At 68.8% G+C, this 15,713-nt stretch carries 15 protein-coding genes and 5 tRNA genes; 7 read left to right on the top strand and 13 right to left on the bottom strand.

The window, feature by feature from the left end:
• Positions 1-159: 159 nt before the first annotated feature.
• Together cofC and OP79_RS53950 are read left to right on the top strand one after the other, a co-directional pair.
• The gene (cofC, locus tag OP79_RS17150; RefSeq protein ID WP_033321082.1) at positions 160-792 is read left to right on the top strand and encodes a 2-phospho-L-lactate guanylyltransferase; all 633 of its coding nucleotides are present in this window, start codon (positions 160-162) and stop codon (positions 790-792) included.
• A 10-nt stretch (positions 793-802) separates the two neighbouring features.
• Positions 803-1,006, top strand: coding sequence for a hypothetical protein (locus OP79_RS53950; RefSeq protein WP_033321081.1), 204 nt, complete (start codon positions 803-805; stop codon positions 1,004-1,006).
• Positions 1,007-1,127: 121 nt separating this feature from the next.
• On the opposite strand, the gene OP79_RS17140 is transcribed toward OP79_RS53950, so the two are convergent.
• From OP79_RS17140 to leuC, 4 genes are all read right to left on the bottom strand, one after another.
• A complete protein-coding gene (locus OP79_RS17140) occupies positions 1,128-1,730 on the bottom strand; it encodes an HU family DNA-binding protein (RefSeq protein WP_033321080.1) in 603 nt (200 codons plus the stop codon).
• 138 nt (positions 1,731-1,868) lie between these two features.
• On the bottom strand, positions 1,869-2,099 hold the full coding sequence (locus OP79_RS17135) for an SCO5555 family protein (protein ID WP_033321079.1): 231 nt from the start codon (positions 2,097-2,099) through the stop codon (positions 1,869-1,871).
• 274 nt (positions 2,100-2,373) lie between these two features.
• Positions 2,374-2,967 carry a 3-isopropylmalate dehydratase small subunit gene (gene leuD / locus OP79_RS17130; protein ID WP_033321190.1) on the bottom strand — a complete coding sequence of 198 codons (594 nt, stop codon included), beginning with the start codon at positions 2,965-2,967 and terminating at the stop codon, positions 2,374-2,376.
• A gap of 11 nt (positions 2,968-2,978) precedes the next feature.
• Complete coding sequence (leuC, locus tag OP79_RS17125; protein ID WP_033321078.1) at positions 2,979-4,412, bottom strand: 3-isopropylmalate dehydratase large subunit; 1,434 nt, start codon at positions 4,410-4,412, stop codon at positions 2,979-2,981.
• A 188-nt stretch (positions 4,413-4,600) separates the two neighbouring features.
• On the opposite strand from leuC, the gene ndgR reads away from it, so the two are divergent.
• Complete coding sequence (gene ndgR, locus OP79_RS17120) at positions 4,601-5,317, top strand: IclR family transcriptional regulator NdgR (protein ID WP_015036427.1); 717 nt, start codon at positions 4,601-4,603, stop codon at positions 5,315-5,317.
• A gap of 119 nt (positions 5,318-5,436) precedes the next feature.
• On the opposite strand, the gene OP79_RS17115 is transcribed toward ndgR, so the two are convergent.
• The 9 genes from OP79_RS17115 to OP79_RS17075 all read right to left on the bottom strand — a co-directional run bounded on the left by OP79_RS17115 (position 5,437) and on the right by OP79_RS17075 (position 9,535).
• A tRNA-Glu gene (locus tag OP79_RS17115) sits at positions 5,437-5,509 on the bottom strand.
• 28 nt (positions 5,510-5,537) lie between these two features.
• Positions 5,538-5,609: transfer RNA gene (locus tag OP79_RS17110), tRNA-Gln, on the bottom strand.
• A 20-nt stretch (positions 5,610-5,629) separates the two neighbouring features.
• Positions 5,630-5,702, bottom strand: a tRNA-Glu gene (locus OP79_RS17105).
• A gap of 88 nt (positions 5,703-5,790) precedes the next feature.
• Positions 5,791-5,863: transfer RNA gene (locus tag OP79_RS17100), tRNA-Glu, on the bottom strand.
• Between the two features lie 22 nt (positions 5,864-5,885).
• Positions 5,886-5,957 (bottom strand) — tRNA-Gln (locus OP79_RS17095).
• A 90-nt stretch (positions 5,958-6,047) separates the two neighbouring features.
• On the bottom strand, positions 6,048-6,815 hold the full coding sequence (locus tag OP79_RS17090; RefSeq protein ID WP_033321077.1) for an HAD family hydrolase: 768 nt from the start codon (positions 6,813-6,815) through the stop codon (positions 6,048-6,050).
• 108 nt (positions 6,816-6,923) lie between these two features.
• Complete coding sequence (gene gltX / locus OP79_RS17085) at positions 6,924-8,423, bottom strand: glutamate--tRNA ligase (RefSeq protein ID WP_033321076.1); 1,500 nt, start codon at positions 8,421-8,423, stop codon at positions 6,924-6,926.
• Entirely contained in the window at positions 8,416-9,204 is a 789-nt protein-coding gene (locus OP79_RS17080) for a fumarylacetoacetate hydrolase family protein (protein ID WP_033321075.1), read from the bottom strand. The genes gltX and OP79_RS17080 overlap by 8 nt, the downstream gene beginning before the upstream one ends.
• Before the next feature lie 133 nt (positions 9,205-9,337).
• Positions 9,338-9,535 carry a hypothetical protein gene (locus OP79_RS17075; protein WP_033321074.1) on the bottom strand — a complete coding sequence of 66 codons (198 nt, stop codon included), beginning with the start codon at positions 9,533-9,535 and terminating at the stop codon, positions 9,338-9,340.
• 595 nt (positions 9,536-10,130) lie between these two features.
• On the opposite strand from OP79_RS17075, the gene OP79_RS17070 reads away from it, so the two are divergent.
• The 4 genes from OP79_RS17070 (at position 10,131) to OP79_RS17055 (ending at position 15,465) form a co-directional block, all read left to right on the top strand.
• A complete protein-coding gene (locus OP79_RS17070; protein ID WP_033321073.1) occupies positions 10,131-13,985 on the top strand; it encodes a sensor histidine kinase in 3,855 nt (1,284 codons plus the stop codon).
• A 9-nt stretch (positions 13,986-13,994) separates the two neighbouring features.
• Positions 13,995-14,408 (top strand): roadblock/LC7 domain-containing protein, encoded by a 414-nt coding sequence (locus OP79_RS17065; protein ID WP_033321189.1) that lies wholly within the window; start codon positions 13,995-13,997, stop codon positions 14,406-14,408.
• A gap of 102 nt (positions 14,409-14,510) precedes the next feature.
• The gene (locus OP79_RS17060) at positions 14,511-14,909 is read left to right on the top strand and encodes a DUF742 domain-containing protein (RefSeq protein WP_033321072.1); all 399 of its coding nucleotides are present in this window, start codon (positions 14,511-14,513) and stop codon (positions 14,907-14,909) included.
• A complete protein-coding gene (locus tag OP79_RS17055) occupies positions 14,890-15,465 on the top strand; it encodes a GTP-binding protein (RefSeq protein WP_033321071.1) in 576 nt (191 codons plus the stop codon). The genes OP79_RS17060 and OP79_RS17055 overlap by 20 nt, the downstream gene beginning before the upstream one ends.
• Positions 15,466-15,713 lie beyond the last annotated feature (248 nt).

Below are 15,713 nucleotides of genomic sequence, written 5' to 3'. Positions count from 1 at the left end.
CCAGGCCGACGGTCTGTCGAGAACACCGTACGCCCGCCCGTCTCCCACCACCGCCCTTGCAAGGAGCTTCGCATCCTCTCCCCCGTCCATGCCCCCGCCAGGGTGTCTCACTCACTGTCCAGGTCACAATGGGCGCGACAAGAGAGGGACGGAACGCTGGTGCAGTGGACCTTGGTCATACCCCTGAAAGCCCTGTCGCGGGCGAAGAGCAGGCTCTCGGACACCGCCGCCGACGGACTGCGCCCCGGACTCGCCCTCGCCTTCGCGCAGGACACCGTGACGGCGGCCCTCGCCTGCGCCGCGGTACGCGATGTGGCGGTCGTCACGGACGACGTGCTGGCCGGCCGTGAACTGGCCGCGCTGGGCGCCCGGATCGTCCCGGACGAGCCCGCGGGCGGACTGAACGCCGCCCTCACGCACGGGGCGTCGCTCGTACGATCCAGAAGCCCCGAAAGCCCTTTGGCGGCCCTGAACGCCGATCTCCCCGCACTGCGCCCCCTGGAATTGGCCCGCGTCCTCGACGCGGCCGCCGAATTCCCCCGCGCTTTTCTCCCGGACGCCGCCGGAACCGGCACGACTCTGCTGACCGCGTCCGCGGACCGTGAATTGCTCCCCATGTTCGGCCCGGATTCTCGCACCCGCCACCGAACCTCGGGCGCCGTGGAACTTCCCCTGGACTCAGTGGATTCCGTACGCCAGGACGTGGACACCGGCGACGACCTACGAGCGGCACTGGCCCTGGGCGTGGGACCGCGCACGGCGGCGGCGGTCGCGGCGTTGAACGTCGCCTAGTCTGGGCCTCATGCAGGCGACCGCGTACACGTACGACCCCGAGACCCGTAGCGGTCAGGTGCTGCTCGATGACGGCACCCCGGTGCCCTTCGACGGCCCGGCGTTCGAGGCGGGCGGGCTCAGGCTGCTCAGGCCGGGGCAGCGGGTGCGGATCGAGACGGAGGGCGAAGGGGACGCGCGCCGGATCACTCTGGTGACGCTGCAGACCTTCTGAGGCCCCCTGAAGACCCTCAGGACCGTCCCCCAAGATCTCTGAGCAGTCTCTGAACACGCCGCGGGCCGGGCTCTCTTCCGTGAGGAGCCCGGCCCGGCGCGTGAGTGTCCCAGCGCCCTGTCTACCGGCGGGCGGTGGTCTTCTTGGCGGTGGTCTTGCGCGCCGTCGACTTCTTCGCGGGCGCCTTCTTGGCGGCCCCCTTCTTGGCGGTGGTCGTCTTGGCCGCGGTCTTGCCGGTCGCCGCCTTGGCCGTGGTCTTCTTGGCCGCGGCCTTGGCCGGCGCCGCCTTCTTGGCGGTCGTCTTCTTGGCCGCGGCCTTCTTGGCGGGCGTCGCCGCCTTCTTGGCGGCGGCCCTCTTGGCCGTCGCCTTCTTGACCGTGGCGGCAGCGCCTCCGGACAGGCTGCCCTTGGGCGCCTTCTTGACCGCCACATCGTGCTTCGGGAGTTTCTTCGAACCGCTCACCAGGTCCTTGAAACCCTGGCCCGCGCGGAACCGCGGCACGGAGGTCTTCTTGACCCGAACACGCTCCCCGGTCTGGGGGTTACGTGCGTAGCGGGCCGGACGATCGACCTTCTCGAAGGAACCGAAACCGGTGACCGAGACCCGTTCCCCTGCGACAACCGCACGGACCACGGCGTCCAGTACGGCGTCGACCGCGTCGGCGGCCTGCTGACGCCCGCCGACCTTGTCCGCAATCGCTTCTACGAGCTGCGCCTTGTTCACGTCTTCCCCTTCGGAGACATTGCCAGAACGAAAGTGTTCAAGCTTTTTCGCACGTTAGGCAGATATATACCGCAAATCAAACACGAAACGGGCTAATCACCCTAGTGCCGCAACGAACCAGGACTGTCGCGAAGTTCCTCAGAGACCTTCTTCAGGGAATCGACCCTCATCAAGGTCTGAGATGAACCGCTCCAGACGCCTTGTCGCATCGGCGAGATCGTGCTTGGCCACGGCCGTAATGACCAGCAGCTTCCGGGTCAGCGCCATCCGTACGCCCTCCGGGACTTGCAGTGCGCGCACCCTTGCGTGCGCTTCCTTGAGTTGGGACGCGACCGCCGTATAGAGCTCGAGTTGGCCGTCGTGTTCCATGCACAGATTGTGCCATCTGGGGCGAGTTGTCGCCTGCGCAGGGTCAACTGCCGCCTCCCAGGCGCTTCCCGCACACCTCCGCACAAGACTGTGCCAAGGCTCGACTACCCTAACAATCCCCCTTGAAACAAGGGGAGTTGAAGCCAATCAGAACAGGCCGCTGACCTCGTCCTCAGGCACACAAGGCAGTACCCCCAACCGTCCACGGTTGGGGGTACTGGAGCCTGTTGAGGTGGCTGGAATCAGCCTTGTGTGCTTGGGCCGGTTCGTCTCGTCAAACTCGGAGCGTCCGCGGCTTGTAGGCGGGCCGCTTGGACTCGTACGCGGCGATGTCCGGCTCGTTCTGCAGCGTGATCGAGATGTCGTCGAGCCCGTTCAGCAGCCGCCAGCGGGCGTTCTCGTCGAGTTCGAAGGAGGCGGTGATGCCCTCCGCGCGAACCTCACGCGCCTCAAGGTCAACAGTGACCTCAGCCTGCGGGTCGTTCTCCGTGAGGTCCCACAGCGCGTCAACGATCTTCTGCTCCAGAACGACCGTGAGCAGACCGTTCTTGAGCGAGTTGCCGCGGAAGATGTCCGCGAAACGCGACGAGATGACGGCCTTGAAGCCGTAGTTCTGCAGCGCCCACACGGCGTGCTCGCGCGAGGAGCCCGTACCGAAGTCGGGACCCGCGACGAGGACCGTGGCACCGTGGCGCTCGGGCTGGTTGAGGATGAACGACGAGTCCTTGCGCCAGGCCTCGAACAGTCCGTCCTCGAAGCCGTCCCTGGTGACCTTCTTGAGCCAGTGGGCGGGGATGATCTGGTCGGTGTCGACGTTGCTGCGGCGCAGCGGGACGGCCCGTCCGGTGTGCGTGGTGAATGCTTCCATGGCCATGGTTCTCAGACTCCAGCGGGCGTACGGACGGCAGACTGGTCGTTCAGGTCGGCGGGGGACGCCAGGTGGCCGAGCACGGCGGTGGCGGCGGCGACCTGCGGCGAGACCAGGTGCGTACGGCCGCCCTTGCCCTGCCTGCCTTCGAAGTTGCGGTTGGAGGTGGACGCGGAGCGCTCACCGGGGGCCAGCTGGTCGGGGTTCATGCCCAGGCACATCGAGCAGCCCGCGTGCCGCCATTCGGCGCCGGCCTCCTTGAAGACGAGGTCCAGTCCCTCGGAGACGGCCTGCAGACCGACGCGCGCGGAGCCGGGAACGACCAGCATCCGTACGCCGTCGGCGACTTTGCGGCCCTCGACGATGGAGGCTGCCGCGCGCAGGTCCTCGATACGGCCGTTGGTGCAGGAGCCTACGAAGACAGTGTCGACCTTGATGTCGCGCAGCGGCTGTCCGGCGGTCAACCCCATGTATTCCAGGGCCTTTTCGGCGGCGTGGCGCTCCGAAGCGTCCTCGTACGAAGCAGGGTCGGGGACGGACGCCGAAAGCGGCGAGCCCTGACCGGGGTTGGTGCCCCAGGTGACGAACGGCGCGAGCAAGGCGGCGTCGATGACGACCTCGGCGTCGAATTCCGCGTCCTCGTCCGACTTCAGGGTCTTCCAGTACGCGACGGCGGCGTCCCAGTCCTCGCCCTCGGGGGCGTGCGCGCGGCCCTTGATGTACTCGAAGGTCGTCTCGTCGGGGGCGATCATGCCCGCGCGGGCACCGGCCTCGATCGACATGTTGCAGATGGTCATCCGGGCCTCCATCGAGAGCTTCTCGATGGCGGAGCCGCGGTACTCCAGGATGTAGCCCTGGCCGCCGCCCGTACCGATCTTGGCGATGATCGCCAGGATCAGGTCCTTGGCCGTGACGTCCTCGGGCAGTTCACCGTCGACCGTGATGGCCATGGTCTTCGGGCGGGCCAGCGGCAGCGTCTGGGTGGCCAGCACATGCTCGACCTGGGAGGTGCCGATGCCGAACGCCAGCGCACCGAAGGCGCCGTGCGTGGAGGTGTGCGAGTCGCCGCAGACCACGGTCATGCCGGGCTGGGTGAGGCCCAGCTGCGGTCCCACGACGTGGACGACGCCCTGCTCGACGTCGCCGAGCGGGTGCAGGCGTACGCCGAAATCGGCGCAGTTCTTGCGCAGCGTCTCCAGCTGGGCGCGCGAGACTGGGTCGGCGATGGGCTTGTCGATGTCGAGGGTCGGGGTGTTGTGATCCTCGGTCGCGATGGTGAGGTCGAGGCGGCGCACGGGGCGCCCCGCCTGGCGAAGGCCGTCGAAGGCCTGCGGGCTGGTCACCTCGTGCAGCAGGTGCAGATCGATGAAGAGAAGGTCGGGCTCGCCCTCCGCGCGCCGGACGACATGGTCGTCCCAGACCTTCTCAGCGAGTGTCCTACCCATCGCTTTCCCTCCGGCCGGCCTGTATGGCGCCGGCCCAACTAGAGACTTCGGGATGGCCGCGTCCGTCACCCCCGCGCCGGACGCCTGCCGCCGGGCCCGATGGTCTACGGGCCGTTGTACGTACAGGGTGGCGCGTTCCACGGAAAATTGAACTTGCGTTTCACAGAGTGAGACGCGAGTATCGTTGCATGGACAACAGTAGCGGCGTAGGAGTTCTGGACAAGGCAGCCCTTGTCCTGAGCGCCCTGGAGTCCGGTCCGGCCACCCTCGCGGGCCTGGTCGCGGCGACCGGACTGGCACGACCCACGGCACATCGCCTCGCCGTGGCACTTGAGCACCACCGCATGGTGGCGCGGGACATGCAGGGCCGTTTCATTCTCGGCCCGCGCCTGGCCGAGCTGGCCGCGGCGGCGGGCGAGGACCGCCTGCTGGCGACGGCGGGGCCGGTGCTGACCCACCTCCGTGACGTCACGGGCGAGAGCGCGCAGCTCTACCGCCGCCAGGGTGACATGCGTATCTGCGTCGCCGCGGCGGAGCGCCTGTCGGGCCTCAGGGACACGGTCCCGGTCGGCTCGACACTCACCATGAAGGCGGGCTCCTCGGCCCAGATCCTGATGGCCTGGGAAGAGCCGGAGCGCCTGCACCGGGGCCTGCAGGGCGCCCGTTTCACGGCGACGGCCCTGTCGGGCGTACGGCGCCGGGGCTGGGCCCAGTCGATCGGTGAGCGCGAGCCGGGCGTCGCGTCCGTCTCGGCGCCGGTGCGCGGGCCCTCGAACCGGGTGGTGGCCGCCGTCTCTGTTTCCGGGCCGATCGAGCGCCTGACCCGGCACCCGGGCCGGATGCACGCCCAGGCGGTCATCGACGCGGCGGCCCGCCTCTCGGAGGCGCTGCGCCGCACCGGCTGACACGAGTTGACCCGACCGGTCGCTTCAACGCCGCAGCGACCGGCTGGGGTTGAGGTTGTCCTGCCGTTCAACTCAACGCGAAGAAGCCCTCCCCAGCTGGGGAGGGCTTCTTCGTGACGTACCCCCGACCGGATTCGAACCGGCGCTACCGCCTTGAGAGGGCGGCGTGCTAGGCCGCTACACAACGGGGGCGAGGATCTTGCGTTTCCGCAGATCCGAGCTGGTCTACCAGGACTCGAACCTAGACTAACTGAACCAGAATCAGTCGTGCTGCCAATTACACCATAGACCAATGTGATTTAGACCAGTTCGTACCCCCGACCGGATTCGAACCGGCGCTACCGCCTTGAGAGGGCGGCGTGCTAGGCCGCTACACAACGGGGGCCCTAGCGATCCCCACCCGGCGGTAGCCGGATGTTGTCTCCGTGAGAACCAGTGGGTGCGACCCGGACTGTGTCCCTGGGAAGGATCTGTACCCCCGACCGGATTCGAACCGGCGCTACTGCCTTGAGAGGGCAGCGTGCTAGGCCGCTACACAACGGGGGCTTTTGCAGATGAGCTCTGCGAGCTGGCCTACCAGGACTCGAACCTAGACTAACTGAACCAGAATCAGTCGTGCTGCCAATTACACCATAGGCCACTGAAACACAACCCCCAGCGGGGATCTTGTCTTAGCTTGCGCTTCCCGGTCCCGGCCTGTCGGCCCGCTCGCGGTGACGCAGGAAGAACATTACCCGAAGGTGGACGGCGCTCCAAAACGGGTATCGGCCGCAAGGAGTGCCGGAAGTGCGGCCAGAGACGTGATTCGGCGCAGGCCGGCGGGCTGATCCGGAGCGGCGCCCTCGCGCGTGTCGGGCGCGTCGCCGGTGACCGCGCTCACGCCCGCGCGGTCGATCCAGACCGAGAAGAGCCCGGCGTCGGCCGCGCCCTGTCCGTCGATCTCCGGGTGATCGCCGACGTACGCGACCTGGTGCGGGAGCAGCGCCAGGGCCTCGCAGGCGGCGTGGAAGGCCCGGGCCTCGGGCTTGGAGACGCCCAGCTCGGCCGCGCACAGCACCGTCTCGAAGCGGTCGTGTACGCCGAGGACGCGGAGCTTGCGGTCCTGGACGTGGAGGCTGGAGTTGGACAGCACGGCGTGTCGGTGGCTGGCGGCGAGGGTGTCCAGGGCGGGCAGCACGTCCGGGAAGAGCCCCCAGGCGGCCTCGTAGTGGCCCAGGTACCGCAGGAACCAGGCGTCGGCCTCGGCGTCGGTCAGCTCCTCGCCCAGGAAGACCCGCACCCGGTCCCGCCGCTGCCCCTCGAAGGAGGCCTCGCCCGCCGCGAACCTGGCCCACTGCTGGTCGGTGACCTCCCGCCAGTGCCCGAGCGCCTGCTCCACGGACGCGTACCCGTCGAGCAGTCCCTCGGCCGCCAGATGCCCGCGCATTCCGGCCCGGTCGGCCGTGGTGTAGTCGAAGATCGTGTCATCGATGTCCCAGACCACGGCCCTGATGCTCATGGTTTGACGGTAACGCCCTGACGGCGACGGCGTCCGGCTTTCGTGCCACCGGCACGCAACGCGGAGGGGCGGCACCCGGCGCGCGGGTGCCGCCCCTCCGTTCGTGCGCTACGCCGTCAGCTTGGCCAGAGCCGCGTCGATGCGGGTCAGGGTCTTGTCCTTGCCCAGTACTTCCAGGGACTCGAAGAGGGGGAGCCCGACCGTGCGGCCGGTGACGGCCACGCGGACGGGGGCCTGGGCCTTGCCGAGCTTGAGGCCGTGCTCCTCGCCGGCCGCGAGGACGGCGGCCTTGAGCGACTCCGGACTCGTCCAGTCCGCGGATTCCAGCTTCGCGCGGGCCGTGCGCAGGAGCGCGTCCGAGCCCTCCTTCATCGCCTTCGTCCAGGACGCCTCGTCCTCGACGGGCTCCTTCAGGAACAGGAAGTCGACGTTCTGCGTGATGTCGGACAGGACCGTCAGGCGGGTCTGGGCGTGCGGGGCGATCGCCTCCCACCTGGCCTGGTCGAAGTCCTCCGGCGCCCACGGCGCGTGCGGGGCCTTCAGCCACGGGCCGCAGGCCTCGATGAACGACTTCAGGTCCAGCCGCCGGATGTGGTCGGCGTTGATCGCCTCGCACTTCTTCAGGTCGAAGCGGGCCGGGTTCGGGACGACGTCCTTGATGTCGAAGGCCGCGACCATCTCGTCGATCGAGAAGACGTCCTGGTCGGCGGAGAGCGACCAGCCCAGCAGGGAGAGGTAGTTGAGCAGACCCTCCGGGAGGAAACCGCGCTCCCTGTAGAGGTTCAGCGACGACTGGGGGTCGCGCTTGGAGAGCTTCTTGTTGCCCTCGCCCATCACGTACGGCAGGTGCCCGAAGGCGGGCACGGACTTGGCGATGCCCAGCTCGATCAATGCCTTGTAGAGGGCGATCTGGCGCGGGGTGGAGGAGAGCAGGTCCTCGCCGCGCAGGACGTGGGTGATCTCCATGAGGGCGTCGTCGACGGGGTTCACGAGCGTGTACAGGGGCGCCCCGTTGGCTCGTACGATCCCGTAGTCGGGCACGTTCTCGGGCGTGAACGTCAGCTCGCCGCGCACCAGGTCCGTGAAGGTGATCGGCTCGTCGGGCATGCGGAAGCGGACGATCGGCTCGCGGTCCTCGGTCTTGTACGTAGCGATCTGCTCGTCGGTGAGCGCGCGGCAGTGACCGTCGTAGCCGGATGGCTTGCCTGCCGCGCGGGCCGCCTCGCGGCGGGCGTCCAGTTCCGCCGTCGAGCAGTAGCAGTAGTACGCGTAGCCGCCGTCGAGGAGCTTGCGCGCGACGTCCTTGTAGATGTCCATGCGCTGCGACTGGCGGTACGGGGCGTGCGGGCCGCTGTCCGCGCCGGAGGCGCTGTCGAATGCGGCGGGGCCCTCGTCCCAGTCGAAGCCGAGCCAGCGCATGGAGTCCAGCAGCTGCTCGTAGGACTCCTCGGAGTCGCGGGCCGCGTCGGTGTCCTCGATACGGAACACGAAAGTGCCGCCGGTGTGACGGGCGTATGCCCAGTTGAACAGGGCGGTGCGGACCAGGCCCACATGGGGGTTGCCGGTCGGCGAGGGACAGAAACGTACGCGGACGTTCGCGTTAGCCACGCTTGATCACCTTGTTGGTGAGAGTGCCGATGCCTTCGATGGTGACGGCGACCTCGTCGCCGACGTTGAGCGGGCCGACCCCCGCGGGGGTGCCCGTGAGGATCACATCGCCGGGGAGCAGCGTCATGGCCTCGGTGATGTTCACGATCAGATCCTCGATGGAGTGGATCATCTCGCTGGTGCGACCCAGTTGTCGCTGTCGGCCGTTGACCGTGCACTGGATCGTCAGGTCGGAGGGATCGAGATCCGTCTCCACCCAGGGGCCGAGCGGGCACGAGGAGTCGAAGCCCTTGGCCCTCGCCCACTGCTTCTCGCGCTTCTGGACGTCGCGTGCGGTGACGTCGTTGGCGCAGGTGTAGCCGAGGATGACGTCCTTGACGCGCTCGCGTGGGACCTCACGGCACATCCGGCCTATGACCACGGCCAGCTCGGCCTCGTGGTGCAGCTCCTGGGAGAAGGAGGGGTACGCGATCTCGTCGCCGGAGCCGATCACCGAGGTGGACGGCTTGAAGAAGGCGAACGGGGCGTCGGGCACCTCGTTGCCGAGTTCCTTCGCGTGCTCCGCGTAGTTGCGGCCGAAGGCCACGACCTTGTTCGGGAGCACCGGCGGGAGCAGCCTGACCTTGCTCAGCGGCAGCTTCGTACCGGAGAGTTCGAAGTCCGCGAAGGGGATGCCCTTGATGATGTCGAGGACGAGCCCGTCGGTCGATCCAGGAGGGCTGTCGCCCTCGACCGCGCCGAACGCGACGTTGCCGTCGATGGAGAACCTGGCGATGCGCACGGGATCTTGCGCCCCTCTACTGAACCAGCCGGAGTATGACGCTCCAGGCTAACGCGGTAAGGGGGCGCGACCTTGCGCAATTACCTCCGGCGGTCCCGGGAATTGGGGCAGGGCTCGTCCTCGGCTCGGAGGCCTACTGCTCGGCGCCCGCGCCGGCCGGGATGTCCACCAGGACCGTACGGCGGGGGTTGGCGGTCTGGGCGGGGAGCTCGACGGCGTGCTCCTGGTGTTCCCGCTGCTCCGGCATGCGCAGTTCGTCGGCGTCATCGAGGTGCGCCAGCGTGGTGCGCTGCGGATTGGCTATGTTGCGGAACATCATCGTCGTCTTCATGTGTGGTGTCTGACCCCGTCGTACGGGCGCCTCGGCGCGGCCAACGGCCGTCGCAGAAGCGCGTGTTGTCGGATTTGCTGTGCCTGTAAAGGCATCAGGCTAAACGTCGGGTTCCCCGGGAAAGTTGTGAAGACCCCATGATCGCCGTGTGAGTTTCCTCACGAACCGTCCATCAAAACGGTCAATTCAGGCCGACTACTGACCCTGACAAAGCGGGCATTGCCCCACTGAAGACATCATTCCGCTCCTGATCATCGCGACTGGGACACGTCTCGCGCACGAGCGGAACGCCGTATTGTGTCCGGTATGCGGGGGATCACTTTATACGACCCGTAACTCGCCCCTCACAAGGGGTCACGTAGGTCACAGCATGACCCATGGCCCTTGTTGGAGATCCGGCACTGTGCTGGAATTCCACGAACCGCCGTGGGATCGAACCGGCGCACAGGGGGCGCAACGCAGCGCCGCATGGCGGCGGGATAGGGGGAACAGCGCCGGTCACCGGAGACCGACAGAAGGCGCATTGCGCCGGTACGACGCCGACACCGCCTCACCGTTCTGCGGAGAGGCGCCTGGTCCAGAGGTTGCGACGCTAGTGCAGGGACGTTTCAAGAGGGATGGCAGCGCTTCGGCGGAGCCGGAGCCGCACGGCGGGACCGACCGCGGTTCATCGCCCCAGCACGCCCAGAACCAAGGACCGGCACAGTCCGGTGACAGCGGTGAGCGCGGCTCGCGCCCCGGCCTGGCAGGCTCTTCGGGCGGCCCCGCCGCCTCGGCGCCCGCCGTCCCGGCTGCGCAGCCGAAGGGCTCCAGCGGCCCCGGCTCCCGAATAGCGCTGCGCAACTGGCGCATCTCCACCCGACTGGTCTCGCTGCTCGCGCTCCCCGTGGTCGCCGCGACCTCGCTCGGCGCGCTGCGCATCAGCGACTCCATGGACGACATCCAGCAGCTCGACAACATGAGGCTGCTGACCGACATGACCAAGCAGGCGACCGAGCTCGCCGCGGCGCTCCAGGAGGAGCGCGACAAGTCGGCCGGCCCGCTCTCGCACGGCGCGGACGGGACCGATTTCGCGGTCAAGGGCGTACGGGACAAGACGGACCGGGCGCGTGTCGCCTTCACGGAGGGCTCGCGTGAGATCGACAACGCGGACAACGACGAGACCCTCGACGGCGTCCGCGACAACGTCGTCTCCATCGTCGCCGAGCTGAGCCAGATCAAGAACATCCGCAACGACGCCTACACGGACCGCGCCAACTCCTCCCAGACGGTCGAGGAGTACCACCGGCTCATCGAGCGGCTGCTGGGCCTTTCGCAGGACATGGCGCAGGCGACCAGCAACCCGGAGATGATCCAGCGCACGCGCGCCCTGGCGGCCTTCTCCTCCGCCAAGGAGTACGCGTCCATCCAGCGTGCCGTGATCGCCGCGGCCCTGCCCGCGACCCCCAAGACGTTCGGCGATCTCTCGGAGAACGACCGGCGGTACGCCCTCTCCGCGCAGGAGAACCAGAAGTCCGACCTCTCCGGCTTCGAAAGCGTCTACGACGGCAACGCGGCGGCCCTGACGAAGCCGATCGACGACGGCAGCCCGACCATCAAGGAAGCCGACAACTACGCGCAGCGTGTGCTCCGCCAGGAGGGCGGCCTGGAGCAGCGCGAGAAGCGCTCGTACCTGGACTGGATCGACGCCGACTCGGCCAAGATCCAGGAGATGTCCAAGATCGAGCTCACGCTGCTCAACCAGATGGAGCAGAAGGCCCGTGAGCTGCGCAACGAGTCCGAGCAGGAAGCGATCATCTCCGGTGCGCTGATCCTGCTCGTCCTCGGTGTCTCGCTCGTCGGCGCCTTCGTGGTGGCCCGATCTATGATCCGCTCGCTGCGCCGGCTCCAGGACACCGCGACCAAGGTCGCCCAGGACCGGCTGCCCGAGCTGGTCAAGCAGCTGTCCGAGTCCGACCCGCAGGACGTCGACACCTCCGTCCAGTCGGTCGGTGTGCACTCCAAGGACGAGATCGGCCAGGTGGCCGCGGCCTTCGACGACGTGCACCGTGAGGCCGTACGACTGGCCGCCGAGCAGGCCCTGCTGCGGGGCAACGTCAACGCGATGTTCACCAACCTCTCGCGCCGCTCCCAGGGCCTCATCCAGCGTCAGCTGTCGCTGATCTCCGAGCTGGAGTCCCGCGAGGCCGACCCGGACCAGCTGTCCTCGCTGTTCAAGCTCGACCACCTCGCGACCCGCATGCGCCGTAACGGTGAGAACCTCCTCGTTCTCGCCGGTGAGGAGCCCGGCCGCCGCTGGACCCGCCCGGTCCCGCTGGTCGACGTGCTCCGTGCCGCCGCCTCCGAGGTGGAGCAGTACGAGCGCATCGAGCTGTCCTCGGTTCCGGCCACCGAGGTCGCGGGCCGCGTCGTCAACGACCTCGTGCACCTGCTCGCCGAGCTCCTTGAGAACGCCACCTCGTTCTCCTCGCCGCAGACCAAGGTCAAGGTCACCGGTCACGCGCTGCCCGACGGCCGCGTACTGATCGAGATCCACGACACCGGTATCGGCCTCTCTCCCGAGGACCTCGCGGCGATCAACGAGCGGCTCGCCTCGCCGCCCACCGTGGACGTCTCGGTCTCGCGCCGCATGGGTCTGTTCGTGGTCGGCCGCCTTTCGCAGCGGCACGGCATCCGTATCCAGCTGCGGCCGTCCGACTCCGGTGGTACGACCGCGCTGGTCATGCTCCCCGTCGATGTCGCCCAGGGCGGCAAGAAGGCCCCGGGCAAGCCGGGCCAGGGCGCGGGTGCCGGCGGTCCGGCCGCCGCGCAGGCCGCGGCCGGTGTGGCGGCGGCCCGTCGTGGCGGGGCCGGCAGCGGTCCCGCGCTCAGCGCGGGTGCTGGTGCCGGTGCAGGTGCGCCCGGTGGCCCCGGACGCCTGAACGCCGGTCCTCAGCGCGGGCAGGTCGCGGGCACGGGTCCGCGCCCTGCGCTGACCGGGAGCGACCCGGGCGGTCGTCCGGGTGGGCCCGGCGGTTCGCGTGGGCCGCAGCCTCCGATGCCGCCCGCGCCCCCGCAGGGCAGGCCGGCTCCGGCCGGTGCCGCGCCGGGTGCTCCGCAGGGTCTTCAGGCCGCGGGTACGGGTGCTCCGCAGGGCTTCGACGGTTTCGGTGACAGTGGCCGCCAGGAGGCGTTCGGCGCCCGTGGCTCCGTACCGCCGCCGCGGCGCCCCGACAGCGGGAACGCCGAGCAGGGCCGTCATGCCGCCGGGCAGCCGCAGCTGCCGCCGCCCGGTGGTCCGCGTGCCGAGCTGCCCGGGGGCAACCCCAAGCCGCGCGTGAGCAGTTGGAGCGACGACAACGCGCAGCCGCCGGTCCCGCGCGACTCGATGGACGGCCCGCGTGGCCACGAGGAGCCGGACGCGACCTCGCGCATGCCGCGCGTGGACGGCCGTCAGGGTCCGGGCTCGACCGAGGAGATCCCCCGGATCGACGACCGCCAGGGTTCGAGCTCCACGGGTGAGTACGCCCGGCCGGACTTCGACGCCCCGCGGCCCGGTTCCGGTACCGGTCCGTCCGACTTCGACATCCCGCGTCCCGGTCAGGGCACCGGCCAGTTCGTACGCCCGGACGTGTTCGGTCCGCCGAATCCTTCCGCCAGGCAGAACCCGCCCTCGACCGGCCAGTTCGCCCAGCCCGGCCGAGACGGCCGCCAGGACCAGCCCTCGAACGGGCGGTCACCGGCGTCCGGCTACAACGGTTCCCCCGCGGACCCGGGCGGCCGCGGCGAGCGCCAGGGCGGTGGCGACACCAGCCAGTTCGAGCGCCCCGGGACCAACGGGACGAACGGCGGCAAGCGCCCCCAGTCCCCGCAGCGCCCGCAGCCGCGTCGGCGCCCCTCGCTCCCCCCGCAGCCGTCGTATCCCCCGCAGCAGGAGCTCGAGGGTCTGCCCCCGGCGTCGGGTCCCGGCGACGGACGTACACCGCTGTACGACACCCTGGAGACCAACTGGTTCCACCAGGGACAGGACCAGGTCGAGGATCAGGACCAGGGCCGGAGCAACGGCTCCCGGACCGAGTCCGCGTCCACCACGTCCTCCATGTTCCCCCCGCAGGAGCCCTCCCAGGCTCCCGCGGCCCCGCAGCGCCCGGCGTCGGCCCCGGCTCCCGCCGTCACGTCGTCCTGGCGCGCCTCTCCCAATGATGAACTCGGCCGCCAGGCCGAGAAGGTGCGCCAGCCCACCGCGGGTGGCGTGACCGTCTCGGGTCTGCCGCGCCGGGTCCCCCGCGCGAACCTTGTCGCGGGGACGGCTCAGCAACAACAGCACCAAAGCGGTCCGCAGGTCTCGCGTGCGCCCGATGACGTACGCGGCCGGCTGACCAATCTTCGTAGGGGCATCCAGCAGGGTCGCCAGGCCGGTTCGGGCCAGACCGGCAGCTTCCCCAGCCCCACTCACCAGCAGGAGCGTTAGTTGAGCCAGATGAGCCAGGCAGCACAGAACCTCAACTGGTTGATCACCAACTTCGTTGACAACACCCCCGGGGTGTCCCACACCGTCGTCGTCTCCGCCGACGGACTCCTTCTGGCGTTGTCGGAGGGCTTCCCGCGCGACCGCGCGGACCAGCTCGCGGCCGTCGCCTCCGGACTGACCTCGCTCACCGCCGGTGCCTCCCGGATCTTCGAGGGCGGCACGGTGGCCCAGACGGTGGTCGAGATGGAACGCGGCTTCCTGTTCCTGATGTCCATTTCCGACGGCTCCTCGCTCGCGGTCCTGTCCCACCCGGACTGCGACATCGGCCTCGTCGGATACGAGATGGCCCTGCTCGTCGACCGCGCGGGCGCCGTACTGACGCCCGACCTGCGGGCCGAACTGCAAGGCAGCCTGTTGCACTAGATCCCCCCACGCACAAGGCAAGACCCACCGTCAGGCCGCCCGCTCCCCACCGGCCCTCATCGACGGCACGATGACCGACTTGCTGTCCCGCCCGGAGGACTCATGACCCCGCCCACCGCCTCTCACGACCCGTACGCAGAGCCGTACGGGGACGAGGGCGACCAGCCGCTGGTACGTCCGTACGCGATGACCGGCGGCCGGACCCGGCCGCGCTACCAGCTCGCCATAGAGGCACTGATCAGCACCACGGCCGACCCGGCGCAGCTGATGGGGCTGCTCCCCGAGCACCAGCGCATCTGCCACCTCTGCCGTGAGGTGAAGTCTGTTGCCGAAGTCTCGGCACTCCTGTCCATGCCCCTGGGCGTGGCACGGATTCTCGTCGCGGACCTCGCGGAGGCCGGTCTCGTCGCCATCCACCAGCCCGGTGGCGACGAGAACTCCGGTGGCCAGCCGGACGTGACACTGCTCGAAAGGGTGCTCAGTGGACTTCGCAAGCTCTGACGGAGGCCGGGCGACCACCTCCGCGAAGATCGTGGTGGCGGGTGGTTTCGGCGTGGGCAAGACCACGTTCGTAGGAGCCGTCTCCGAGATCAACCCGCTGCGCACGGAGGCCGTCATGACGTCCGCGTCCGCGGGCATCGACGACCTCACCCACACCGGGGACAAGACCACCACGACGGTGGCCATGGACTTCGGCCGTATCACCCTGGACCAGGACCTGATCCTGTACCTCTTCGGTACACCTGGTCAGGACCGCTTCTGGTTCATGTGGGACGACCTGGTACGCGGCGCCATCGGTGCCGTGGTCCTGGTGGACACCCGGCGTCTCGCCGACTGTTTCCCGGCGGTCGACTACTTCGAGAACAGCGGGCTGCCGTTCGTGATCGCCCTCAACGGCTTCGACGGGCACCAGCCGTACACCCCCGACGAAGTCAGGGAGGCCTTGCAGATCGGGCCCGACTCCCCCATCATCACGACGGACGCCCGGCACCGGGCTGATGCCAAGAGTGCGCTGATCACGCTGGTCGAGCACGCACTCATGGCGCGTCTGCGCTAGCACACAAATCAGCCATGCCGTACGGCAGTTGTCGTAGAAGCCTTGGAGCCGGCTGTGTCCTTTGACACGGTCGGCCAGGCTGTTCATAACGTTTCGACAGAGATATTGCGTGGTATCAACACGCGTCGCGGTCGCATGGTGCCGCTGTGCTCACATCGGCCCCGCCTTTTGGCGGGGCTCGCTCTTTATGACCGTTTTATCTGGGGTTTACGCGGCCCGGAATCATCGGTTCCGAGTGTTTGGACGAG

The organism is Streptomyces yerevanensis, assembly GCF_000716805.1.
Lineage (GTDB): Bacteria > Actinomycetota > Actinomycetes > Streptomycetales > Streptomycetaceae > Streptomyces > Streptomyces flaveus.
This window is presented reverse-complemented; position numbering and strand designations above follow the sequence as displayed.